Consider the following 25175-nt stretch of genomic DNA (forward strand, 5'->3'; position numbering starts at 1 on the left):
TTATATTCCCCGATTCACTCCACTGGACTTTGAAAGTCTGTCTTTAATATGTTCTCCCAAAGCTTTGTCCATGCAGTATACTTTACACCCTCTTGTCCCTCGTGTCAGCAATACCCTGTATGTATTTTTTACAATATCCACTTCTCGTTTCATTGTCGCTTCTATTCCAAACTTACGTAAGAATTTTTCTCTTGCACTCTTGCTTACGGTATAGTCATCAGTTGCCCTCTTACTAATATCCGTAATTATTTTCCCATTTTCATATCTCAGATCTTCTCCGATAATGACTCCCACATAACAAAATTCTAATCCCTGACAGGTATGAATACAGCCAATCTGATCAAATGTTTCGCCTATAGCCCAGCTGACAGGATCTATCTTGTCATCATTATTCCAGCGCAGATTTTCATTTTCAATATTAAAATCATATAGCTTCTTTGTTCGGTCATTTCGCGTCTTCCACTCCCAGCAATATCCTGCAATAATTCTGGTATTTAGATTTCTTCGGTTCATCTTTTCCAGAGAACCTTCAAATTTTTTAAAATTATCTTCTACCTGGATATCATACTTGAGACTGACTGCCTCTCCTTCCTCATTCTCCAAAAGTGCGTCAACCCATTGGATATAGTCTGTCATTCCCCTGCACCTGAATTGTGCCTGCAGCTCTCCTGCATCGATAATATCCGCATCCTGACGCTTTGCACATTCCATAATTACTTCTTTCGTTCCAATATCTTCAAAGGAAACAATCTGTCCCTCATCTATAAAGAAAACGGAAACTACCGCAGCTTTTATAATAGACACAATCTGTTTTTCCTCGCTTAGTCGATGAGCTTCATCAACGGTAATGACACTGGCTTTATTTCTTTCGAGTTTTTCGAAGAAAGGAGGGTATACGATACTGCTGCTAAACCGTTCCATTCCTGCTATTTGTCTTAAGTCAAACCTCAAAACTGCTCTGAGTGCTTTATTTTTCGCAGTATAATAACAGTTCATATCCGTATGCTCACACAAACATGCTGCCAAGATTTTCAAAGCTACTACTGATTTACCCGTTCCCGGACCGCCCTGCACCAATACTACTTTTTTACGTTTATCGCGTTTGGCAGTATTCAGCATTTTCATGACTGTTCCCTGCATTCTTTGCTGTTCTGCATTTAATCGCAGGGAACTGTCATTTACACTCAATTTTTTTAACAATTCTAAAAGAGTCAGGGAAATACCACAGCATTTTGTTTCAATATAAGTCAATACGCTTCCATTATCACCGCTTTTAATTTTCTCTGCCAGATAAGACTCTAGTTTCTCATCCTCTCCTTTAAAAAACACGGGGATATTTAACATATAATTTTTATACCCATTTTGAAAAAGAGGATCTTCATTTTCCTGTAAGCAGTAATTATGTAATACTACAGCCGGGCATAAGTGCAGGGGGACATCCTCTTTACTAATACCTCCTGCTATTGCATTTTTATAATAATTAATCTGATAACATGGATGATCCCTCAATTCACTCCCGCCGCTCATTGGGATCTGCACTTTATAGCTTACTGCACTGTCACAGCATTCTATGGCTGACCACTGTTTCAGTTCTATTAATATTGCAGTCATTTCTCCATTATCATCAAATCCGGTTATTATCAGGTCTACCCGCTCGGAAAGCCCGGGTACCTGATATTCAACAGCGATCCCGGCGTCTGCTGGGAGTCCTGCCTTCTTAATAACCGCGTACATATACTTCTGCACAGAATGCTGCCATGCACGGTATTCACCGGTCTGAACTTTCCCTGCTAAAACTCTGTAATTTTTCTCCAATGTTGCCAGAAAGGTTCTATTTTCTACATCATTTATGAACTCTCCAACTGTTTTTGCATATATTTTCATAGTTTATCTCCACAGGCAGCCCCTGCCTGTTTGTATTCTTATATATCCTGACTGCTCTCACTCTAGTGTACCGGAAATACAGATCTTTTTCAACAGACCTGGCAATAAATCATGAAAGCTGCGTTATTTTACTGTATTCCCTATTCCTTCCCCAAATAAGCATCCAAAATTTCTTCAAACAACTCCACCGGATTTTCTTCCAAAGCATTTGCCAATACAATGAGCTTCTCAATGCTAATCCAATTTTTCCCCAGCTCTACATTTGCCAGGTGCCGCGGGGAGATCCAGGGTTCTCCCCCAAACAGTTCCTCGCTTCTGAGGTCTATGAAGTTTTCTCTGTTCTTATACTGTTCACCAAGGCCTTTTCTCTTGCCCGACAACAGTTCGCCCACTCTGACCAGCGCCTGACTGTATTCTTTTTTCTCCGCCATGATTTTTCCAAATATGCACCATGGTGCATTTATTTTTTATAGATTTTATATTACTCTATTTTTATAATAAAGACAACCGCATGGAAGCATTTCTGGCATTCTAAGGAGGAATTATTTATGAAGAAACCGCTGAAGTTTAAAGTCAACTCCCTTCGAACCCTCGTCTCTCCCTATAAAAAAGGAGCGAAAGATGAAAGTACATATGAGACTATTTATTATTTATTGGTGGACATGAAGGATCTGCCCGAAAACATTCCCCTGGATGTAAACCCAAGGGAGCCAAAGATGACCACCAATGTTGCCAAAAGTCTGTTGGCCGCGGTCACGGAACCCGAGACGGACTTTTATATCAACAACCGCGGAATCGTAATCGCTGCCAAATCGCTTACTTTTAACAGCACAGATTCCGAAGTTACGATCGATATTGGTGATCAAGACAATGAAAATGACCGGTTTGTTTACGGAATTCTGGACGGCGGCCATACCTATACTGCAATTATTAAAAAGCGCAATGCAATCCCTGCAGGAATCACAAAATATGTCCGCATCGAAGTTATTACAAATGTACAGAATATCTCCCGGCTATCCGATGCCCGGAATACCTCTGTCCAGGTATCGGACATTGCACTATTTAATCTGGATGACAATTTTGAGGAAATAAAAGACGCAATCAGCAGCCAACCGTATGCCAGCCGTATTGCATACAAAGATAATGAAAATAAACCCATTAATATCTCGGAATTGCTCCGCCTGATGTATGCCTTTGATATCACCAAATATCCTGACGATTCTGCGGCCCCGGTGCAGAGCTATTCCGGAAAGGCTCAGGTCTTTAAGCGCTATAAGGAAGCCTATAACACCCCCTTTTATAAATCTCTGACCAGACAGATCCCCAAGCTGGTTTCTTTATACGATGTTATCGAACATGAACTGCCTGTCAAATACCAGGAGTATAAAAAGGCATTGGGCGTCAGCGTCCCCCGGTTCGGCAGCGTCCGCGGGATTGAATCACTGGAAAAAAGTGCCAAGACGGAATTCCTGTGCACGGATACCAATTACGTTGTATCCAGCGGATATATTTACCCTATTTTCGGGGCATTCCGCAGTCTGTTGAAATATGACGTAATCGATCAGGAGGTCTCCTGGCTGTTCGATCCTATGGAAATATGGAACGAAGTTGGGGTAAATATCGTGCAGAATACGTTCGAAACCTATACGAATCCACAGTTAGCAGGTAAGGACAAACAATTATGGCTGTCTAACTATAGAATTGTAGAAACGCAGAGCCTGAGAAAACTGCTAAGCAATGCGCGCTAAAATCACAAAAGCCGCAGCTCCCGCTGGTTATGAAGGGACTGCGGCTTTTGATAAACTGCTGCTTTATGCCAGTGCTCTGGCTTCCAGCTCTTTTTCTAAAAACTGCCTGATATATGCGTTGTTTTCCTCATTCAGTGTGGGCATAAATGCCATATACCTGCATTTTTGGAAGCTTTCTCCATCCAGGCTGAAGGAATATCCGGTCACACATTTTGGATTACAGTCATCCGGATTTAACAGCCTCTTACATACAGAGGATTTCCGGATATCCTTTTTCATCTTCTCGGGCAGAATATTAAGAAAATCGGCATACTTTCCAAGATTCTCCGGATAGATACGCAGTTTTACTCCGGTTTTCCGGAAAACAAACGTTGCCAGTGTTTTCTTCGTATCGCAGAAAACATAGGAAACAACAAACCCGCTCTTTGCGGATTTTATATCACATTTACAATTGTTCTGTGTAAGATAATCATTCAATTCCTTTACAAAGCCCTGGTTTTTACTGTCAACACTGGCTAGAAACTCTTCAAACTTTTCGTCCATAATATACTCTCCTCTTTTATTTTTCTTCTATCGGTATCCATATCTGCGCCAGATAATCCTGATCATAGGGGTTATTGCTGCTGTACCACTCCAGCTCCGGGCAGTCTGCATGCGCAAAGGGATAGCTGATCAGCCATTCCTCTGTCAGGTACTTCCACCCATTTTGAATCCCCTGCGGCACCGGCCCTCTGCAATCGAAGACAGCCCATGCTGCCTGTGGAATTATCATTTCATGGAATCCCTGCGGAGCCTTTCTGTCTGTGACGGCCATGATCGAATAATCCACTTCATCCGGTGAATCCCCCGGTTCCTCAACCAGGCCAAACAGGCCGCGGGGTTCTCCCTGATCCATCGTTGCCAAAGCTGCGAAGGTACCGTCTCTTTGACACTCACTCCAAAATCCGGGAATTTTAACCAGATGGGCATCATTCTCCCGTGATATGCGGGTACGCCTTCCAACCAGACGGAATGCTTCCTTTTGTTCCAGCCTCCAGGAATATTGCTGTTTTACGGAAATCTGCATCTTAGGCAGTATCCGCAGTTCACTCTGATCACGCCTGGCCTCCATGGGTGATATACCATGAAACTGGTGAAACGCCTTTGTAAATGATGTGGGAGAATCATAGCCGTACTTGTAGCTGATATCAACTACTTTCATGTCTGTACTTTTTAAATCGTAGCCCGCAAGAGTCATTTTCCTCGAACGGACATACTCCGCAAAACTGATGCCATTCATATATGAAAACACCTTTTGAAAGAAGCCATATGAGCAACCCGCTATTTTTGCTATCTCCTGAACGTCAACAGGCTCCTCTTTCCGCTGCAGATGATGCTCCACATAGTCGATAATGATCTGTAATTTTTCATTCCATTCCATATAGCTGCTCCTTTAACATGCGGTGATATTATTCTAACATTAATGTAATAGGGCTTCATCTTATTTTTAGTACTCACTGGATAGTGTCTGATTTTGTGGACAAATATATTCTTTTTTTAATAATCTTCTATAGCTTTTTCCTATATAGAAAGGGACAGAGCCTAAAAAACGGCCCTGTCCCTTATCAATCATACTTATACTATCTCTTTAATGGCAAACCGGTATTATCTGTGAAGGATCCTATGGCAATCATGATAATGTCAACAACCCAGCCAAATCCGAAGCACCCTGCTGTCACAAACCACACGATGCCTGTCCCGTATTTCCCCACATAAAACCGGTGTATGCCCAGATACCCTACCAGGAAGCATAGAACCAACGCAAGCATCTTGCTCTTTGGGCTGCAGGCCTCTGCATATTGCTGATTCGGATATACGGGCACACCATTTGTAAACACTTCTGTACCATACCCATTATTATTAGCCCCCTGTGGATTGGCATATCCATTATTATTCACATCCTGTGGATTCACATATCCATTTTCCATTCTACTGTTCTGTGTCTCCTGCGGTTCTACATAGCCGCAATAAGAACAAGTTGCCCCTTCCAGAGGCGCGCCGCAGCGCGGACATTCCCCACCCATAATATTTTCTCCTCCTAATTTTTTCCATATTCAAGTACGCCAGGGCGTACTTGCTGCGAGGTCGCGTCATGCTTTGCCTGGCATAATACCTCTGTACGCCTCTGCCATCCGCCGGCGGCTTTGGATCTAATCATTTTTCCGGTGCCTGCAGATGTAACACTGTACAATACAGACTTCTTCCGATTTCCATGACTGTTCATTCCCATACCGTTTGCAAATTTATTTTCTCATAATATGAGTATAGCAAATTAATCTCCTATACTCAATCAAAATCTGTACAGGGCTTCTGTTTCTTCGTCTCCTTATCGGTCTCCCATGATCTTCCCGTAGTATGAATCTGCGGTATAAAGCGCCGCCGCCGGATTATGCCCCAGTACGCGGTCTTTCACCACCAAAGTAGTAACAGGGGCTTTCGAATACTTATAAAAAAGACTGTCATGACCCACACATAATCCAATTAAAATATTAAGATCCGTTTCTTCTTTATTCAGTCTCATGGCCTGATGAATTGGATTGCACATAGTAGCTCCAACCCCCTTACATTTTTCGGGAATTCCCACTTCAGTTTTATCAACCGCCCCCGCCTTACACGCAACCCCAAACACTTCAAAACCATGACTTCTTAAAATCCGTGCTAATATTCTGGACTCATTAATCAGGCCTGCACATGTGGCAATTCCCAGTTTATAATAATTCATTCTCTTTGCAAATTCTATCGTCTCTTCTACTCTGGTCATTTTACAGTAGAATTCATACTCAACTTCTGCGGCATTAAGCATAATCTGCTTATTCTCTTCTTTATCATATTCTTTTATTGCAACATCCAGCAGTTCCTGGTCGCTGTTCTCTGTTGTCAGACAGAATTTAGGATAGACTTTATTCTGTGAACCACAGTTGGCAGTTCCACAATCTATACAGCTTCTTGTAATTTCATCTTTCATTTTCTGCATATCCCCCGCTTTTTTATATTTCCTTATAAGTACAGGGCGCGTAGGTAACACATTTTCCACAGACCTCGCTGCCCGCTGCATTTACTTCGCCTGCACTGTTTAGATAGGAACTGCCGAACTCTGTGTGTTCCTGCGCATTTTCCCTGCACATGGCATAGCACTTCTTTCTGTCATATCCTTCATATGTAAGTGCATTCACAGGACAGTGCTTCACACAGACCCCGCAGGTTTTCTTCTGTTTGTACAGGCACTGCTCCGTTTTCATGGGTTCTCCCGGTTCCACATTCAGGTTTGTCACAATTGTTGTTAGACGCCCGCAGCATCCGGCCTTTGTAATTAACATATTGTTCAGCCCAAATGTTCCTATACCGCTGGCATATGCAAAATGCCTGTGTGACCAGTTGCTTTTTAGTATCTTATTATCAAACACTAATGATTCCGGCGCAGTCATTCCGTTGTACCCATACTCATTCAGTATCTCTATTATCATCTTATTGAGTCTGGGAAACATTGCATTTGTGAGCTCATAAGCCTGAGCCCATTCCGCAGATGCAAGATGATCCGTGTACTTATTACTTCGCGCTGTCTTTTTGGTAAATGGAACAAAACAGCATAATACAACAGATGCATCCTGCATAATATCTTTGGGAAGCTGATGTGTACTTCTCACAATGTCAGGCAGCCTCCGGATGTATGGATGATTTACATCTGCGTAACCAATAATAGGCTGTCTCCAGAGTCTTCCTGCTAGGGAGTCACACTGCCTGTCGTACGCATCTATAAAATCAGCTATTTTAGATTCCAGTTTTTCTTTCATCGAATTATCATACATAAGTAAATGCTCCTGCTATTAATATCCGGTAATACTATAGCATAAGGACAGGTTTTACCTGCCCTTATGCTTCTCTTTTCTTTTTTGCTGTTTCAGTTCAAACTGCCGCTGTTTCTCTGCTTCCCGCTGTTCCCGGCCCACAGTCCTGCGCTCAGTTTTCCTCTGCTCCTGCTGTAATTTTAAAGCTTGCTGCGATTTGGTGCCTATACCGGTGTTTTGAACCTGTTTGTGCACCTCCCGCTGTACCCTCTTGGGATTGCGGCCGGATTCTTTTACATCAGCAGCCACGGCCTGGCTAAATCTCAATTGATCGTAATTTTTCAGAATAAAAGCATACACTTCATAATCTTTGGGTTCAGCCCCAAACGTAATCTTACAAACCGATAGCTTTCCCTCTGATATCCGTTCAAAAACACCGATCCAGAAAGGTTCCGCAAAAAATACTGTCAATTTTACCGATACTTTGTCCATGACAATTCCTCCTTCATACCTTGCGGCTGTCGCAGTATTCGGCGAATGCTCCTGTAAACAAAGCATTATCCTCTTTACCTGCAAAAATTGTGATGCACAAAGAACGGACGACCCAAGGAGGGAGGGTTACTTACACCAAAACGGTGCGGCCGGACTACCTACCGGCTCTGCGGGATGATAACCGCGTTGTGTTTTTATCTCTGTTTCTTGATTTTACCATATCCTTTCTCTATTGGTCAAACTGGAATCATCAATTATATTTATGAAATCAGGCAGCTCTATTCTGCACAAAGCATCTGCTCCAAAAAAGCTTCCTGCGCCGCAAATGCCGCGCCTGCTCTGCTGTTATCTCTTTCTTTCACCATTTCTATCTGGAGTCCCTTTCTTAAATTATCATGCAGCAGCCCCGACACTTTCCCCTTTGTCACATGGAATAATTCTGGAAAGTCCGTTACAATTGCGCCACCCACGAGGATATATCTGGTATTGTACATATATACAAGATTTCGTATCAGCATAGCCAGATACTGTCCCTGACGCTCAACGAACTCGCTGGCCCAGCCTTCCTTTCTTCGGTATGCCTCGTATATCTGATGCACGTCCTTCACCTCATGTCCTTGTTCCCTGCATTGCTCGATTAAGCTATTTTTTGTCAGGTATGTCTGCACACAGCCTGTACTGCCACAGTCACATAGCCTTCCGCTGGATTCCAGGATAATATGTCCCACTTCTCCTGCCGCATTATCGCTTCCCCGCACAATACTGCCTGCATACATGATAGCAGAACCCACGCCTGTGCCTATTGACAGATATGTCACATCCTCATGCCGGATATCCTTTCTGCGATGCGCCAGCCCAATCAGAGACGACTTCATATCATTGTCTACATAAACCGGTTTCTGGAATTTTTCCCGGGCCATCTGTCCCAGTTCCACATCCTTCCATTGGAACTGAGGAGCGAAAAATACAGTTCCGGTTTTGTAATCAATATTCCCTATACAGGAGATACCCACTGCATCTATGTCCTCCATCCGGCAGGATGAGTCCGCGCACAGCCCAAGGCAGCCCTGGTATGCAATTTCCAGGATCTCCTTCGCCTGATACCCCGTTCCTTCAAGCCTGATCCTCTTATGGGCTGTAAAGTCATCCACAAAATTCAGGATACATATGCCAATGTAGTCCGAATCTATTGAAATCCCCAACGTAAGCACTGCATCCGTCTCCACCTCTAGCTTGATCCCATTGCGCCCCACATTTCCATTTGCCACGCTCTCTGACTGCCGCACGAACCCGGAGGCCATAAGTAACTCCGTAATCCTGGTAATGCTGGTGGCGCTCATCTTTGTTATCTTGGCAATATCTGCTCTGGAAATGTTAGAATTCTGATTATCACGTATAATGTTCAATACTAACTTACAGTTATTTGCCTTTATATCGCTTTGGCTCTGGACACTTCGCTTTTGCAAATTTATCCACCTCTTCCTTATTTTTCCTGTATTTGCTCCTATTATACCATAAGCAAAAACCGTACACAAACGGATTAGATCCGCATTTCAGCTTAATATGTTTCCGTAAATGGCCACAGTGTCCAGGGAAGCTTCGTATATTTGTTCCGGATTGCTTTCAAATCCTGATAAGTAGCTCCGGGAGTAAGCGCTATGATCTGTTTTTTTGCAAACTTAACAATATCAGGAAATTGATAAGCCTGCTTTACGACAACTATATCGTAATCCTCAGCCCTAAAATTACCGACTCTGCACTGTTCCATATCTGTAAAGGAATCCGCCACTTCACAGATTGTAACATCCACATCCCCCAATGTAACCGTGACAAGTCCGCCTGCGTATGTGTTAAGGCCCGAACGCATGGGGTGGTACACCAGAACATGCCCCTTTGATTTTACTTTCCCCTGGATCCGTACCGGCAACGACCATTCATCTACCCCCGTACCCAGCATAATATCAAATTCTTCACCGTCTGCCATATCCTTCAGCTTATGGTACGCATCTCTGTCATAAATCGTAGAGACCAGCACTTTTTTCCCATTGAACCGTCCTTTTTCCAAAAACAATTTCAGGAAATAAGTATTCATGCCCGTGCCCCCTGCTGTAGTATTGTCCCCGGAATCCGAAATCACAACCGGATATGCCTCGCTCTCACAGGCCATTTCAATTGCTTTTTCCGGTTCCACCAGCTCTCCCTCGAATCTGAATTCGTGTCTCCTGTCATAGATTTCCTCTGCAATCTCTCTTGCCGTCTTCATGGCTTTCCCGTAATCTTCCTGATTCCTGGGTACGATAACAACGGCCGGGTAAGTGTTCTCTGTGTTTGCCGAATGCATGGAGATAAAAAATGACGCACACGCCGATTCCCCTGACGCCTCCATATTTTTAAATCTGGAGATTACAGAGCGCAGAGGCTCGTCCCTTGTAAGGGCAGTATCTCCGCACAGCAGCATGGGCAGGCGCACAAGTGCTGGCTCAATCTTAACCCCCCGTTTTGAAAAATCAATAAGTGCCTCCGCTGTTACGCGGTAAGTATCCTGCTGATCCTCATGGGGTGCCGTGTGGTAGGCCCGCAGGATATTTGCATATTTCGTGATATCCGGAGACAGATTCCCATGCGGATCCATACCTATGGCGATGGGGATGTCATACCCTACAACGCTTCGGATCTTCCTAAGCATGAACAATTCTCCGCACCCGATATTCTCTGCATAGATGGCGCCGTGGAGCTGAAGCCAGATTCCGCTTATGTTGTCCTGGGCGCGAATCTGTCCGACGATCTTATCCACATAATACCGGTACGCGCTTTCCTCTATCACTCCAGACGACATCCAGCCTGCAAACGTGCAGGGCACTACTTCCGCCCCCGCCTCTCGGAATGCAGACACAGCTCCCGGAAAGTAGTCAAGGAGTTCCTTTCCAGTTACTTCAATAAAATCTTCCTTCTTAGTAAGGATAGGATTAAAAGTATTGGACTCATGATAAAAACCTGCTATTAAAAATTTCATCTTCTTTCCCTCTTTCTTTGTGCATGAAAATTTGCAGAGGGGTCAGACCCCCCTGGGTTTATGAGGTTAAATTTTCTTATCCTTATTTTCAATATATTTATCTGCCACTACGATAATCAAAAGTATCGCGCCTTTAATCAGGTTCTGGATATTTACATAAATATTAAACATGCTCATGATGTTAAATATCAAATTCATCAGCAGGATTCCTGATAGTGTTTTAACCATACCGCCTTTTCCGCCTGAGATGGCAGTCCCGCCGATTACAATCATAGGTAGCACGGAGGGCATGGCATCCTCGCCCACAGAAGGAGAGCCCGAACACATACGGATTGCAAGAAGTATTCCTCCCATACCTGCCATAAAGGAGCAGAAAGTAAGGGACAGGCATTTATATTTTTCTACATTCAGGCCATAAGCCTTCGCCACATCCGGAGCACCGCCCACTGCATACATATTTCTTCCGGTCTGGGTTTTCTTTAAGAATAATTCAAGTACAGTCACACAAAAAAGCAGGAAAAGGAAGAGTACCGGTATTGGACCGATTGAAGCCATACTTAGCCTTAGCACAAGATCAGACATGATCCCCACTGGCTTTTCGCCTGCAACTGCCAGCGCCACGCCGCGTACAGAAACCATCACCGCCACAGACACCATAAAAGCGGGAAGCTTTTTGTATGCCACAAAGTATCCATCTATCAGCCCAAACAGTGCAGAACCTGCCAATGCAATTAGAATTGCTGCAGCCATCGGGAGTTTTTCAATTGTAACGGCAAAGGTAACACTGGAAAATGCCATCACCGCACCAATAGAAATATTAATCTCACCGGTGATCAAAGTCATGGCAAGGCCAAGAGCAACCACGCCATAAGTAATCATGGATGCAAGGATGCCTTCTATATTATTCATAGATAAAAAAGCTGGTTTCATAATTGGGACGATCAGGAAGGCCAAAACACTGACCAGCCAGATACGATATTCGTTTAACACTTTTTTTACGATTGTCATGCTCCGGCCTCCTTTACAGTTTTTTCAGTCGGTTTGTATACAGCGCCACGAGGAGAATTACACCTTTCACGATCGTCTGTATTACCGTATTAATATTCATTAAGTTCATAATGTTGGTAATCAGCCCGAGTATCAACACACCGGTCAGCGTTTTTACGATACTTCCCCGCATGCCGCCTTCCCGGTTTCCACCGATAATGGCTGCAGTGGCCGCGTCAACCTCATAGCCATAGCCGGTTGACGGAGACGCGACTCCCGTCCTGGCCGTCAGCATAATGGCTGCAATCCCCGCACACAGACCCGTCATTGCAAAGGAAAAAATTTTAATATTGTGGGCGTTGATACCGGACATAAACACCGCTACCCGGTTGCTGCCGCTAAGCTTTATTTTTCTCCCGAGGGTGGTCTTCTGCGTTATAAATTCCAACACGGTCATAACTGCAAACATGATGATAACAAGCACCGGTATTCCCAAAAACATTCCTTTGCCGATAAAGCGGTAAGACTCCATGCTGTTATCGCAGTAGATATTGAACCCGCCACTATATGTATACGCACAGCTCTGGGCCAGAAGCATGGTGCCCAGGGTTGTCAGAAAGGAATCACTACTGTTTCCTTTGATAATCTTGATCAGTATTCCGTTGAACACGCCAAAGAGCAGCCCGATGGCCAGCGCTGCCGCAATAGCCAGAAATGTATTCTTCGTAGAATTTAGGGTTCCAACCGCCACCACTGCACAGATAGAAATAATTGTACCAATAGACAAATCAAATCCATCTGCAAGTATAACGATGGTAAAGCCTGCTGCAAGTACGCCGTTGATGCTTACTTGCCTTAACACATTTGAAACATTGTTCCAGGTACCGAAGTTATCAGAAAACACGATTCCAAATACAATAAGAAGGAATAAGATTACCCAATTCAGGTTCTCTACAATGAGCTGTCCCGCTGTTTTAAGTGAAATTTGTTTTGTCATTACATTCTGTTTTCCACTCATATTCTTCACCCTCCTTATATAGCATATTCCATGACGGTCTGGGCATTTTTATCATTCCCGGTCAAGTCTGCCGTGATCTTCCCTTTATTTACAACAAGCACCCTGTCACTCATCTCCAGTACCTCCGGCATTTCGGAGGAGATCATAATGATACTCTTGCCATCCCTCACCAGCTGGTTCATAAGAAGATAGATTTCATACTTGGCACCTACATCAATCCCCCGTGTAGGCTCATCAAAGATAAAGACCTTAGCGTTTGTGTTCAGCCATTTGCCGATCACAATTTTCTGTTGGTTACCGCCGCTCAAATTCATAGCATACTGTTCCTTGGTCGGTGTTTTTATCTGCATTGCCTCTATCATTTCGTCGGCAATCTTTTCATCTTTTTTAAGATTTACCATACCCATGGAAAGGGTGTTATGCATATTCGCCATACTAAGGTTCCATCTAACAGAGGATTTCAGCACAAGGCCTTCCTGCTTCCTATCCTCGCTCAAGTATGCAATCCCTGCATGAAGGGCATCTTTGGGGCTGGTAATTTTAACTTTTTTTCCCTCCACATACACGTCGCCCGAGTCTATATAGTCAATTCCACAAATTGCCCGGCCGATTTCTGTACGCCCTGCCCCCACCAGGCCGGCCAACCCCAGAATCTCGCCTTCCCTCAGAGTAAAAAACACGTCTGATAGAACTCCCCTGCGGGAGAGGTTTTCAACCCTCAGCACTTCTTTGCCGCCTGCTTCAAAGTCTCTTTTTGGGAATTTATTTGTAATCTCACGCCCAATCATTTTCGAGATAATTTCTTCTTTCGTAAATGTTTCTATTTTTCCGCTGTCAATGATCCTGCCGTCCCGCAGGATTGTCACCCATTCGCACAACTCATTTATCTCTTCCAGCTTATGGGAAATATAAATAACAGAAACCCCTTGTTTTTTAAGCCCTCTCACAACTTCAAACATTTTTTCACACTCTTTTGTCGTCAGTGTAGCGGACGGCTCGTCCATAAGAATTAATTTTGTGTTTTTATAAGAAAGTGCTTTTGCAATCTCAACCATTTGTTTCTGTGCAACACTTAATTTTTCTACCAGGGTTCTGGTGTCCATCTCGTAGCCGATCCGCTCCATCAGCGCATCTGCTTCCCTGTACACCTTCTTCCAGTCAATCAGCCGTTTTTTCCCTTTAAACAGCCGGCCCATAAAAATATTCTCTGCTACAGACAGATGCGGCACCAGGTTCAATTCCTGGAAGATAATACTGATGCCTAAGTTTCTTGCGTCGTCCGGACATTTGATATCCACATTTTGTCCGTCAAATATAATGCTGCCGCCATCCTTTGCGTAGTTCCCGTTCAAGATCTTCATTAATGTAGATTTCCCGGCTCCATTCTCACCTATAAAAGCGTGGATCTCTCCCTTATGTATTCTCAGCGTAACATGATCCAATGCCTTGACGCCCGGGAATATTTTCGATACATTGTTCACCTCTAAAATATATTCTTCCATGCGGTCTCCTCCCATGCTCTTCCCCTAAGGTTGATTCTGCAATCTGCTGTAATGCAAAAATGAAACGGACAAGCTTTCCTGACTTTCTTTCCCATCGCTGCCACACAGAGAGCAACAGTTCAGACGAGACTGAACTGTTACCACAGAGACCTTTTTTTAGAATTCTCTGTCTGAGATTCCCCTAAGAATACTTGAAATAGGGAACGGGATTACTTATATCAAAGAAACTTGTCCGCTTTATACATTTTTGAAATCAACCCTGTCCATTCTGCTGTACTTATTCCGGTATGCCGTGCGTTATTTTAGTAGTCTGCCTGATCCAGAGATGCTGTCTCCTGTGTCATATAGGTTGGTTCTACGCCGTATATCTGATCAACATTCCTGCCATCAAGAAGGTCATGCAGCATATCTACTGCGGGGGCTGAGAATGCTTTTGGCGGGCAGCCGATACAAGCGTACATTTCACCGTCCATAACCATCTGCACGGTCTGTGATGACGCATCAATCGTTACAACTTTGATATCCTTACCCGAATTCTGAACCGCTTCCAGAACACCCCATGCCATTTCTTCACCCATGCAGTAAAAAGCACCGATATCCGGGTTTCCGGTGATCATATCTTCTGCCGCATTCATAGCCACCGCACGGTCCCAGTCACAGTTAATTTCATTTACAACTTCAATGCCGTTGTATTTTTCTTTGATCTGTGTCCTGAATCCTTCCGACCTCTGGGTGGTATTGTCTGCGCCCGCAAGGCCGGCAATTATACCGACTTTGCCTTTTCCGTCCAGTGCCTCTGCAACCGCGTCTGCCGATTTTGCTCCAGCCGCCTTGTGGTCATAATCCGCAAAAAATACATTGTCATAGGATTCGAGTGCGTCCTTCATGTCCGTCATCGTAAAGACATAAAGCCCTTTTTCCGCCGCCTGTGTTAAGATCGGTGCGATCGCTTTGCTGTCAACGGTCTGAATATAAAACCCATTAACGCCTTGGCTGATGCAGCTCTGTACAAGGTCAATCTGCTTCTGAATGTCATTCTCCGGGTTCATGGTGATGTGCTCATATCCGTACTGCGCGCAGGCATCTTCCCCTGCTTTTGCCAGTGTCATGGCCCAGTCATTGTTGGTAACCATAATGGTGGCAAATTTCACATCGCCTTCTGCACCGTTCTCTGTACTTTTTTTGCTTTCTGTGGTGCTGTCCTCTGATTTCGCGGGCGTGCCGCTGTCTGCGCAGGCTGCAAGCTGTAATGCCAATAGTGCTGCAAACCCAAGTGCCGCTAGTTTTTTGATTCTTATTCTCATACGCTTCCTCCTTACTTTTTCCTCATTGGTTACTTTTTCTGGCTTCATAATTTTTCGCACCGTATTCCTATAAAGCCATAGATATATTTTTCTTTTCCCCGCTCCAGCGTAAGCGGGCAAAAGTATATCTCCTTTACCTTACCCTGTCGCACATATGTCTATCTGCATGACACATGCAAGGCCATTTGTTTATTCAGAAGATAGGGTCTGATATAGCCGCACAGCCCCGACATTGGCAGGACATCTTCGGATAATGGGATTCCTAAAGTCTCTGTCATATATTTCCTTCTTTTTTGCATACGCCCCCACATATCCGGATACTGCACTGCAATTTGCTTTCTTAATTCTTCATCTGCCAGCAGGATCCCATCCTCTGCATTTGCACCTGCATATCCCGGTACAGAAACGATGATATCCATTTGAAACATCATCCCGCTCTCCAGCCTGATGTCAGAATCCTGGTAAAACGGAGAAGAGAGCCATTCTTCTCCTGAGACAAAGTGCCCCGGATTTAAAGACCATCCAAAAATTGCCTTTGGTATTGTCCGTTCTACTGCCTCATAGATATCCCCGCCGGTAATCCCTGTTCGTATAGTAGAATACCAGGTTGCGAGGGCCGCATAGTACGGCTTCACAACATGTTCCAGATATTCTTTCTGTGGTTTTGGCAGCTCAGTCTCGTCGTGGGCAATAAATCCTGTTCTGCATGAAAGGCCTCCCCTGAGCCCTATTGTCATGGAAAATTTATCTCCCAGGGCCGTGCGCTTATTTCTAGGGGCTGTTACTGCGTTGGTAAATCTTTCCCCCGTGGCGCAGATCGTCTGTACGGCCAGGGGCTGCCCTCCCGGATTTAAATATCCGGCTAATTCAAGCTCACTCTTTCCTACCTGGATCTCTTCCATCAACCGCATAATACAAGCTGCCGCGTTGGAGGCACCAAACTCATAGTGGGCTGCCTCATTTGCGTTCACACGGGTACGCACACCGTATCCGGGATGGATAAACAGGTCACTTTTATTGCAAATTTCCCCTGTCTGGCCTGTCATATCTTTTACAACATTGACAAGAAAATAAGGCGCGTCAAATATTTTTTCGTTATTTTCATACCTTGAAGTAAACATCTTCCATCCGACCACTCCTCCCCGCATGCCTTCTTTGATTCCAGCCTGCCTGATCAGCTCCTGCAGCGTATACTTTGTCTCCATGGGCTGGTTTGGGAGCGAAAAATGAGGTACATGTATCACATCTGCTTTAATTCTTGCACAGCCTCCCATTTTCAGACTCTCATTTCCTAGCAGAAGACAAGCCTTCCCGTTTTGATGGATGACTAGCACAGCCTCCTCAAATCGGGGCTCAAAACCCGTCAGATATCCAAAATTCCCTCCATGTTCCCGATCTGCATATACAAAGAGGAAGTCCAGATTATCACACTTCATTTTTTCCAGGATTTTATGTCTATGATCTTCCATGGTCTTATCGGTTAAATCTACCGGGAACGATGCGGCCTCTGCCTCGGGTTTCTGTATGTAATCATATTTTATCTGCTGCCTTTGTATTAACATATTTGTTTCTCCTTCATTTGCTTCTCATCTGTGTTCCAGCCTGTCAAACACCATCTTCGCCGCCCCGTATATTCCGGCGTCATTCCCCAATTTGGCAAGTAAGACCGGCGTCTTTTTTTTGACTAACGTTGCTTCTTTTTGATAATGCCTTTGAATCATGTCTGTCAGAATACGCCCACCCTGGGAGACTCCTCCTCCTATGACAAACACCTGGGGGTCTATCACATAACTGACGTCTGCCAGACATTTTCCAAGGAAACTCATGCAATAGTCTAAGATCATATATGCAAGTGTATCTCCCTCCCTGGCAGCATCCACAATAGACTTTGCGCTCAGCCTTTTTGTGTCTCTCAAAACAGAGGCTGCGTCCGTAAACTCCAGCATCTGCCTTGCCATACGCTCTATGCCTTTGGCTGAGGCGATCTGATCCAGACACCCCCGTTTCCCGCAGTTGCACAAATCTGTCTCATATGGATTGACAACAATATGCCCGATCTCACCGGCAAGGCCTTTGGAGCCGTTCGCGATCCGGTTGTTTAAGACTACCCCTCCTCCCACGCCTGTTCCCAACGTAATGAACACGATACTGTCATAACCTTTTCCCCCGCCTTTCCATAGTTCTCCAAGCGCTGCTACATTCGCATCGTTTCCGACATTTACGGATATACCGTTCAGCATTTCTGTTAGGACAGCCTCAGGATACATATCCTGTAAATTCAGGTTTACACAGTTCTCTACTCTTCCATCCGTAAGAACCGGCCCCGGCATTCCGATGCCTACGCCTGCCGTCTGATATTTTTCACCTTTAAGCGCTTCCTCTATATGAAAAACTGTTTTCGCGATCTCTTCCATAAAGAGCCTTCCGCCATTCGTGCAGTCTGTTGGCGTGGACAGTTTTTTTATAAGTTTTCCGTTTTCTGTTAATACGCCGTATTTTGTGTTGGTTCCTCCCACGTCAATCCCAATTGCTATCTTCATTCTATTCTCCTGTTGAACCAGCCGGGTGTGCCTGTCAATCCATTTCCTCTTAGACTCAAAGTTCAAATTATATTGTCGGTTTTTTTGCCTAGTATTTATTTCTCCTATGATGTTATTATTTTAGCACTGAATCTATATGATCGTCAATTATCTAAATTTTACAACAATATCGAACTATTTTTAGAACATTTATACAACATTTGTTCCCACATCCCAAAGTTTAGCATACTCCGAAAGGCCTTTTAACTTAATCAGCGAACTTTTCTATTAAGTAAAAAGGCCCCCGCCCAACGGCGAAGGACCAACTTTCTTCCAACCTCTTATAACCATAGATTGTTCTCAAATACTCTCTTTTCCGGATTTCAGATTCTCCATAAATTTTTCTGCACTGATTTGACGCTTTAGTCCATCCAGCAGCTCTTTGTCCGCCCTGGGCACCATGACCGCCAGTGCAGACAGCGCCTCCTCATTGTTTTTTCCTTCCCGCTTAAACTCACAGAACTTCTCAACAATCCGGAGCACTTTTACATTTTTCTGGTCCGGATCAACGAACATTTCGCTCTGCTCGTCTCTCAGATATGGTACAATCCGCCCTGAGAGCTTCAGTGGTGCAATCATGTCTTCAAGCTCATCTCTTGTTATTCCATGAGACATTACAAATTCCCCAAATACATGAAACGCGATTCCAAGTTCAATTTCCACTCTTTCATTTTCTGAAAAGTTTAAAATATGCAGCAGACGGTCGCAATATCTTTTCACTTCTTTGGCCTGGCTGTATAGTTCCGAATCCATATACCGTACCAGGTTTAAAATGAACTGACAAACACTCTCCGCCTTTTCCATGTCTGCAAGCCTCTTTTTCTTCCCCAGCAGATATCCGATCTGCTTTCGGAGTTCCTTGTAATTCACGGGCTTGCTCAGGAACAGATCGGCGCCCACATTGACCGCCTGCATCCTGTCGCCTACATCACTTAATACCGTAAGTAATATAACTGCAATATGTTCTTTCTCCGGGTCGGATTTTATTCGTCTGCATATCTCAAAACCGTTCATGCCGGGCAGCATAACATCCAGCAATACCAGATCCGGCTGAAACTCATCCACAAGCGGCAGCGCTTTCATTCCCTGATATGCTTTTTCGACACAAAACCCCCACTCATTCAGTACATCATACAGCATATCGCAAATCACTTCATTATCATCTATCACAAGAATTTTTTCCATCTCATGCGCCCCCATATTTATATTTCCTGCTCTTCTGCTGCCGGCAGATAGAAGATGGCCTCTGTCCCCACATTCACTTTGCTGTGCAATTCTATCTTCCCTCCCTGGACCTCCACCCATTTCTTGGAAAGCGGCAGTCCAAGGCCGGTTCCGCCATATTCTCTTGAATAAGAATTGTCTGTCTGTTCAAATTCGAGAAATACCCGTTCCAAATCCTTTTCATCAATTCCTATCCCCCGATCCAAAACACAGAATTTTACATACTTTCTGCCGTTATCCGGACAATTGACGTTCTCTGCTGAAATAGTGACCGTACCGTTTTCATGAGAAAATTTGATCGCATTGGACAGCAGATTATAGAGAATCTGCTTCAGCAGTTTCTTATCCGCCCATACTTCCAGATCATCCGGTGACACCGATGTAATCAGTTCGATAGATTTCTTATATGTGGTACTTTTTACTATCCCAATTGCTTCTTCCAACACCTCATTGACAAGACATTCTGCAGGATTCACATTCAGTTTCCCTGCATTTATCTTAGATAGATCCAGGATATCATTGATCAAAAGTAATAACTGGTTACTGGAGAGCCAGATGTTTTTTACATACTTGGTCTGCCGTTCGTTGAGCGTACCGAAAAGCTCATCCAGCAGCAGTTCCGATGCATTAATGCTTCCGGTCAGCGGCGTCTTCAGTTCATGGCTTATGTTTGCAAGAAACCGCGATTTCACCTGATTTGACTCTTTCAGCTCTTCAATCGTCTGCTGGAGTTCTATGGTTCTTGCGTCAACCTTTTGTTCCAGAGTAGAATTCATCTCCATCAGCTGCTGGGAAAGACTGTCTGCTTCCTGATGCTTTTTCACAAGCTCATCTATGTACTGCTCAATATCCATTTTGTTTCGATAAAGAGTTTCAGCCATTTCTTCCATTGCAACCAGCAGTTCCTTCGTTTCACGGCTTTGATTATTCATATTCCCATAGCCGTGCGCCACTGTAAAATCTCCCTGGCAGATATTCCGTGCAATGTCGGCACTTGCCCGGATTGGTTTCGTGATACTCTTTCCGAATAGAATACTGGATACCAGGATAATAAAAAATGTAATACAGATTACCGTAATTACAATCTTCCGGTTCACAGAAAGCATCTCTACAAATATAGTTTCTGGAATCCCCACGCTGAGATATCCCTGAAAGTCATCAAAATATCCCTTCAGAGGTTTATAAAGAAAGTAATAATTATCTCCGATCGGCGCATATTCAGAACCAAAATAGATCTCATTCCCCGTCTTTGTCCCCTGTGTAATATCCGGTATTGTTGTCCCTGTATAATCACTTTTATCTTCCGAAAAAATGTTGGAACATATCCTTAGATCGTCAAGAGATATGGTAAGATAAGAATCCGGTATAATCTCAGTGTACTCTGTGGTATAGTAACTGTTCTTATTGATGATATCCCCCAGCATCAGATATCCCAGTACCTGCCCATCCGTATCCTTGACAGGGAAAATTACGATCGCCACAAGGCCGTCATAACTGAGCTCTCCTGTGGATTCCAGCGTAACCGCATAGTTTTCTGCCAGGCCGCTTCCCTTCTCAAATATATCGCGCAGGTCTGCCACGCACTGTGTTTTGATCACACGGCCCGGGGCCTGTTCTATATAGGGGAGCGATATCTTCCCCGCACGATCCGCGTTTTCTACCATATGTGCCAATACATTTCCCGATGCATCCACGAACATGCCCAGATCAAGATACTCGTATTCTTGTTTTAAGTCTGATAAACTTGCGGCAAGCTGCTCCTGATTCCCCGCCTGGTAAAACTCTCTGACATCATCTAAACGGATAATTAGAGAGGCCCCTTTTTCCATCTCATTCAAACGGGCATCCCGAATCTCCATTGCCGCGTACACAGATGTATTCAGATAATTCTTTACAGAATTATCCAGCATCTTATTCAGTGCACGATTGGAGACCAGCAGGACAAGCAGCATGGACAGGATCATGATTACAGAATTAAAAATTATGAGCCTTTTATTAATAGACATGCGTCACCTCTTGATTTCCTCAGCGTCCAGTTCCTGACAAATCAACATCACATCAATCCGGTTCTTTACATTCATCTTTCTTATAATGTTACTTACATGTGTCTTTACAGTCTTTTCACTTATAAAAAGACTTTCGGCAATCTCGAGATTACTCTTTCTTTTCATCAAAAAATCGATGATGCTTATTTCCCGATCTGTTAGGCCGTATCTTTTCATCAGCTGAGTGTATAGGTGACTGTTGTGAGCTGCGAAACCACCCGCCGCTTCCGGCATATGGATCATAGCAAGAATACTGGAGAGAAACTTTAGAATATTCTCCAGGTCAGATTTCTTCATATAATTAACAGAAAACTTTTCGTAAATTTCATTTTTTTCTTCTGAAAGCGAAACCATGCCGCCGATGAAAAAAGCAATAATGTCGTTGTCATAAAATATCGGATACAAAAAGTAAGCCAGGCCCGTGTAACAGTACTCTATAATCGGTTCCCTCTTTTTGAGCATTGCTGCAATAGACTCTTTTCTGTAGGAAATGCATTCTGTGGAATTGTTTTTTTGAAGCTTATAACATAACAAAGACTCATTTGACCAGACAGTCAACGGTTCTCCGTCTATCGAAAGAAGACACAGGCTGATATTGTAACTTGCCGCAAAATTATCCTGAAAGGTCTGTACTTGTTCTTTTCCAATAGACTGAAGCCACCTTAATGCAATTTTATCCATATGACACCTTTCTATGTTTCGATACGGTTATAAAGTTATACAACAAATATAGCAGAAATCCAGATTGTTATCAATAATAGCAATCTGGATTTCCGCTCCTTTCTTTTAATTTCATGAAATTTTACTTCTGTATGGCAGATAAATTATATACAATATCCGTATCGAGATAACAGGCAATTCCTTTATCGAAATACACATCCTGAAGGTATTCCAAGTCCTTTTTTGACAATGCTTCCTGGTGCTTATACTTATATGCCGTGCCAAGCTGCTCCCATTTGGATGTTCCCAGTCTGTGGAACGGCAGAAGATTGATTTCAAAAAATCCGTTCTCATTCATAAAATCTGCTGTTTTTTGGGCATTTTCCACACTGTCATTAAATCCAGGAATAATCGGTGTACGTAGGATTATTCTTCCGTTCCAGCCACTTTTTTTGAGTGCCCGAAGGTTTCTTAATGTAACCTCGTTTCCCACGCCTGTTTTTGCCTTATGTGCCTGCGAGTCCATGTTCTTGATATCTACAAAAGCAAAATCAATATACTCTAATACCTTTAGGAATATGTTTTCATCCGTATAAGCGGATGTCTCAATTGCCGTATGCATGTTATTTTTCTTACATTCCTTCAATGCCTCTAAAAGAAATTCCCACTGCACGAAAGGATCCCCGCCGCTAAAGGTGACACCGCCATCGGTTCCCCAAAAATCTTTATCCCGCTTTAACACATCCATCAGTTCCTGCAGTGTGTAATACGTGCCTGACACCCGGAGCGCTTCATAATTACACGCATTCGTGCACTGATACTCTTTACAGTCGACACAGTGCGCCCGCTGGATCTTCGGTAATCCGCTTTCCGGATCCATGGTAACCGCGCCGCGCGGGCACGCAGCCACGCAGCTTTTACAATGATTCTGCACTGCCTTGCATCTGCCGGAAGTAAATAACAGATTCTGTTTCAGCTTTTTCCCCTCGGGATTTGCACACCACTCACAGCGAAGCGGACAGCCGCTTAAGAATATAAGAGTTCTGTCTCCGGGACCGTCATGTACAGAAAATCCCTGTATGTCAAATATTAAACCCTTCTTATCCATAACAATCCCTCCTGAACACTAGTACATCATATAATAATTAACTGCCACTTAAGCAGACCTAAATTTCCGATAGCACTGCTCCACAAGCCTCAGCGTCAGCCCACTACGCCTGCGTTTGTGGAGCAGCACTCTCGAAACTTTATCTCAGCTTATGAGTCAGTTACTTATTTTACGATGTACTGGTAACTTATTTTTTTAACTTATCCGGCAATTTTGCAGCTTTGGGAAGTGTGAATGCAAAGATTGCAGATAAAAGAAACATAATAGTAGCCACGATGAAAGACACCTTATAGGATCCGAATACATCATATAATTTGGCTCCCAGGTAACTTCCGACTGCAGGTCCGATACCCATAATGATCAGAGTGGCAAGTCCCCAGATTTTTGGGAAACTTCTTCCGAATATAGATCCCATATATCCTGTAACCTGCCCCGGCATTCCCTGCCAGTATGCTGCAAAAAAGATACATGCAACAATTGTAATAAAGATGGATGTCTTGCCTGCCAACAGGCAGATCATACCGAGGACTCCGCTTGCAGCCGCAAAGAACATCAGAATTCTTCTTGCTTTTGTCTCGTCACCTACTCTGCCTGCATACTTATCGGAGAAGGTTCCGAGAAGCGGTGCGAATACACACCCGAGAAGTCCGACAAACGCATAAAGGTTCGTACTCGTTCCCATAGAAAGGCCGACGTCTGTCTGCCAGTAGCGAACCAGCTGTGACCAGATCAGAAATTCAGAGAAGCAGGAACAGAAGAAGGACAGAATTGACCCCCATACAAAATATGTTGAAAATGCTTCTTTTACTGGCCATGCGTATCCAGCCGTTTCTGATGCGGATTTCTTGCCGCCGATCATCTCACCTTTTGGTTCCATGCCATATGACTGCGGCGCCTGTTTTGTAATCAGCGTGGCTATCAATAACAGTACCAGCGCAACAGCACCGAGAAGCTTCATCGCCACACGCCAGTCCATTGTCAGGAGAACCGCTTTCAGCCCAAGTGTCAGTATTACCTGTGCGATACATGCACCTGCAGCCGCAAACCCAAACGCTTTCCCATAGGCATTTCCGATAAACCAGCTTCTGATCGTAGATACTGCCGGAACAAAAAGCATACCCGTTGCGGTACCTGCAAAAATAGAATATGGAAGCAGATACATCATATAGGAATTTGCATAGCTTGTAACGAAATACCCCAGAAATCCCGCAACCGTCGCAATACCAAAGCAGAACTTCGGCCCGAATTTACTGAAGATAAGCCCGGAAAAATAAGATACAACCGCATAGATCAGCATCATGATAGAATACCCTGCCGTTACACTTGCTGTATCCCATCCCATATCCGTAGTCATTGGGGTAAGTAAAACAGAGAAAGCACTGCGATATCCAAAAAATACAAAATAAACAAGAAAAGCTGCCGCAATTACCATTAAACCATAGTTTTTAGAGTTTGACTTCTCATTCATATATAAGCCCCCTTTTCATGATGCAGGCGCTAAAGCGCCTGCATGGCCAGATAACCTCAATTATCTATTTTGTCTCATATCCTTCACATGTCTTAGCATCCATATCTTCGTATGCCCAGTATTCAGACTTCAGCCCTTTGCACATGCCGATCCCCTCTTCATTCACCCCACAAAAATGGCTGCAGTTCCTGCATTTTGCTTTTTCTGCAAAAGCCGGACAGATATCGGTATCGATCAACACAAAACCACCATTTTTTCTACAAAAGCCTTTAAATACATCAAACTGAACAAAGTTTTTACAATCGCTATGTTTACTCAT

General features: G+C 43.9%; 23 protein-coding genes. 1 reads left to right on the plus strand and 22 read right to left on the minus strand.

Features of this window, described 5'->3' with window-relative positions; genetic code table 11:
* Both MWG26_RS19485 and MWG26_RS19490 read right to left on the minus strand, forming a co-directional pair.
* On the minus strand, positions 1-1884 hold the full coding sequence (locus MWG26_RS19485; RefSeq protein WP_025655964.1) for a DUF2075 domain-containing protein: 1884 nt from the start codon (positions 1882-1884) through the stop codon (positions 1-3).
* A gap of 140 nt (positions 1885-2024) precedes the next feature.
* On the minus strand, positions 2025-2315 hold the full coding sequence (locus MWG26_RS19490; protein WP_025655963.1) for a hypothetical protein: 291 nt from the start codon (positions 2313-2315) through the stop codon (positions 2025-2027).
* A 117-nt stretch (positions 2316-2432) separates the two neighbouring features.
* Between MWG26_RS19490 and MWG26_RS19495 the strand changes: the two genes are divergently transcribed.
* The gene (locus MWG26_RS19495) at positions 2433-3632 is read left to right on the plus strand and encodes an AIPR family protein (RefSeq protein ID WP_025655962.1); all 1200 of its coding nucleotides are present in this window, start codon (positions 2433-2435) and stop codon (positions 3630-3632) included.
* A gap of 63 nt (positions 3633-3695) precedes the next feature.
* Here MWG26_RS19495 and MWG26_RS19500 read toward each other — a convergent pair whose 3' ends face one another.
* From MWG26_RS19500 to hpdC, 20 genes are all read right to left on the minus strand, one after another.
* Complete coding sequence (locus MWG26_RS19500; RefSeq protein WP_025655961.1) at positions 3696-4175, minus strand: hypothetical protein; 480 nt, start codon at positions 4173-4175, stop codon at positions 3696-3698.
* Positions 4176-4191: 16 nt separating this feature from the next.
* The gene (locus MWG26_RS19505; protein WP_025655960.1) at positions 4192-5052 is read right to left on the minus strand and encodes an AraC family transcriptional regulator; all 861 of its coding nucleotides are present in this window, start codon (positions 5050-5052) and stop codon (positions 4192-4194) included.
* 199 nt (positions 5053-5251) lie between these two features.
* On the minus strand, positions 5252-5695 hold the full coding sequence (locus tag MWG26_RS19510; RefSeq protein WP_025655959.1) for a TM2 domain-containing protein: 444 nt from the start codon (positions 5693-5695) through the stop codon (positions 5252-5254).
* 302 nt (positions 5696-5997) lie between these two features.
* A complete protein-coding gene (locus MWG26_RS19515) occupies positions 5998-6636 on the minus strand; it encodes a DUF1847 domain-containing protein (protein WP_081733098.1) in 639 nt (212 codons plus the stop codon).
* Between the two features lie 22 nt (positions 6637-6658).
* Positions 6659-7477 carry a hypothetical protein gene (locus tag MWG26_RS19520; protein WP_330639508.1) on the minus strand — a complete coding sequence of 273 codons (819 nt, stop codon included), beginning with the start codon at positions 7475-7477 and terminating at the stop codon, positions 6659-6661.
* Positions 7478-7531: 54 nt separating this feature from the next.
* Positions 7532-7948 (minus strand): YjdF family protein, encoded by a 417-nt coding sequence (locus MWG26_RS19525; RefSeq protein ID WP_025655957.1) that lies wholly within the window; start codon positions 7946-7948, stop codon positions 7532-7534.
* Between the two features lie 278 nt (positions 7949-8226).
* Positions 8227-9414: an ROK family protein gene (locus MWG26_RS19530; protein ID WP_025655956.1), complete on the minus strand. Its 1188-nt coding sequence runs from the start codon at positions 9412-9414 to the stop codon at positions 8227-8229.
* Between the two features lie 92 nt (positions 9415-9506).
* Positions 9507-10961, minus strand: coding sequence for a M81 family metallopeptidase (locus MWG26_RS19535; protein ID WP_025655955.1), 1455 nt, complete (start codon positions 10959-10961; stop codon positions 9507-9509).
* A gap of 66 nt (positions 10962-11027) precedes the next feature.
* Complete coding sequence (locus MWG26_RS19540) at positions 11028-11969, minus strand: ABC transporter permease (protein WP_025655954.1); 942 nt, start codon at positions 11967-11969, stop codon at positions 11028-11030.
* A gap of 13 nt (positions 11970-11982) precedes the next feature.
* A complete protein-coding gene (locus tag MWG26_RS19545; protein WP_025655953.1) occupies positions 11983-12966 on the minus strand; it encodes an ABC transporter permease in 984 nt (327 codons plus the stop codon).
* A 14-nt stretch (positions 12967-12980) separates the two neighbouring features.
* Positions 12981-14468 (minus strand): sugar ABC transporter ATP-binding protein, encoded by a 1488-nt coding sequence (locus tag MWG26_RS19550; RefSeq protein WP_044926890.1) that lies wholly within the window; start codon positions 14466-14468, stop codon positions 12981-12983.
* Between the two features lie 302 nt (positions 14469-14770).
* Positions 14771-15772, minus strand: a complete 1002-nt coding sequence (locus tag MWG26_RS19555; RefSeq protein WP_162149267.1) for a sugar ABC transporter substrate-binding protein — start codon at positions 15770-15772, stop codon at positions 14771-14773.
* Positions 15773-15930: 158 nt separating this feature from the next.
* Positions 15931-17334: a M24 family metallopeptidase gene (locus MWG26_RS19560; RefSeq protein WP_025655951.1), complete on the minus strand. Its 1404-nt coding sequence runs from the start codon at positions 17332-17334 to the stop codon at positions 15931-15933.
* A 24-nt stretch (positions 17335-17358) separates the two neighbouring features.
* Entirely contained in the window at positions 17359-18312 is a 954-nt protein-coding gene (locus MWG26_RS19565) for an ROK family glucokinase (RefSeq protein WP_025655950.1), read from the minus strand.
* A 339-nt stretch (positions 18313-18651) separates the two neighbouring features.
* Entirely contained in the window at positions 18652-19536 is an 885-nt protein-coding gene (locus MWG26_RS19570) for a response regulator (protein WP_162149266.1), read from the minus strand.
* Between the two features lie 17 nt (positions 19537-19553).
* On the minus strand, positions 19554-21581 hold the full coding sequence (locus MWG26_RS19575; RefSeq protein WP_117440596.1) for a sensor histidine kinase: 2028 nt from the start codon (positions 21579-21581) through the stop codon (positions 19554-19556).
* Positions 21582-21584: 3 nt separating this feature from the next.
* Complete coding sequence (locus tag MWG26_RS22755; protein ID WP_025655946.1) at positions 21585-22301, minus strand: LuxR family transcriptional regulator; 717 nt, start codon at positions 22299-22301, stop codon at positions 21585-21587.
* 121 nt (positions 22302-22422) lie between these two features.
* A complete protein-coding gene (hpdA, locus tag MWG26_RS19590; protein WP_025655945.1) occupies positions 22423-23388 on the minus strand; it encodes a 4-hydroxyphenylacetate decarboxylase activase in 966 nt (321 codons plus the stop codon).
* 187 nt (positions 23389-23575) lie between these two features.
* Entirely contained in the window at positions 23576-24856 is a 1281-nt protein-coding gene (locus MWG26_RS19595) for an MFS transporter (RefSeq protein WP_244062767.1), read from the minus strand.
* Between the two features lie 64 nt (positions 24857-24920).
* Positions 24921-25175: a 4-hydroxyphenylacetate decarboxylase small subunit gene (gene hpdC, locus MWG26_RS19600; protein ID WP_025655943.1), complete on the minus strand. Its 255-nt coding sequence runs from the start codon at positions 25173-25175 to the stop codon at positions 24921-24923.

The organism is Faecalicatena contorta (genome assembly GCF_022835095.1).
Lineage (GTDB): Bacteria > Bacillota > Clostridia > Lachnospirales > Lachnospiraceae > Faecalicatena > Faecalicatena contorta.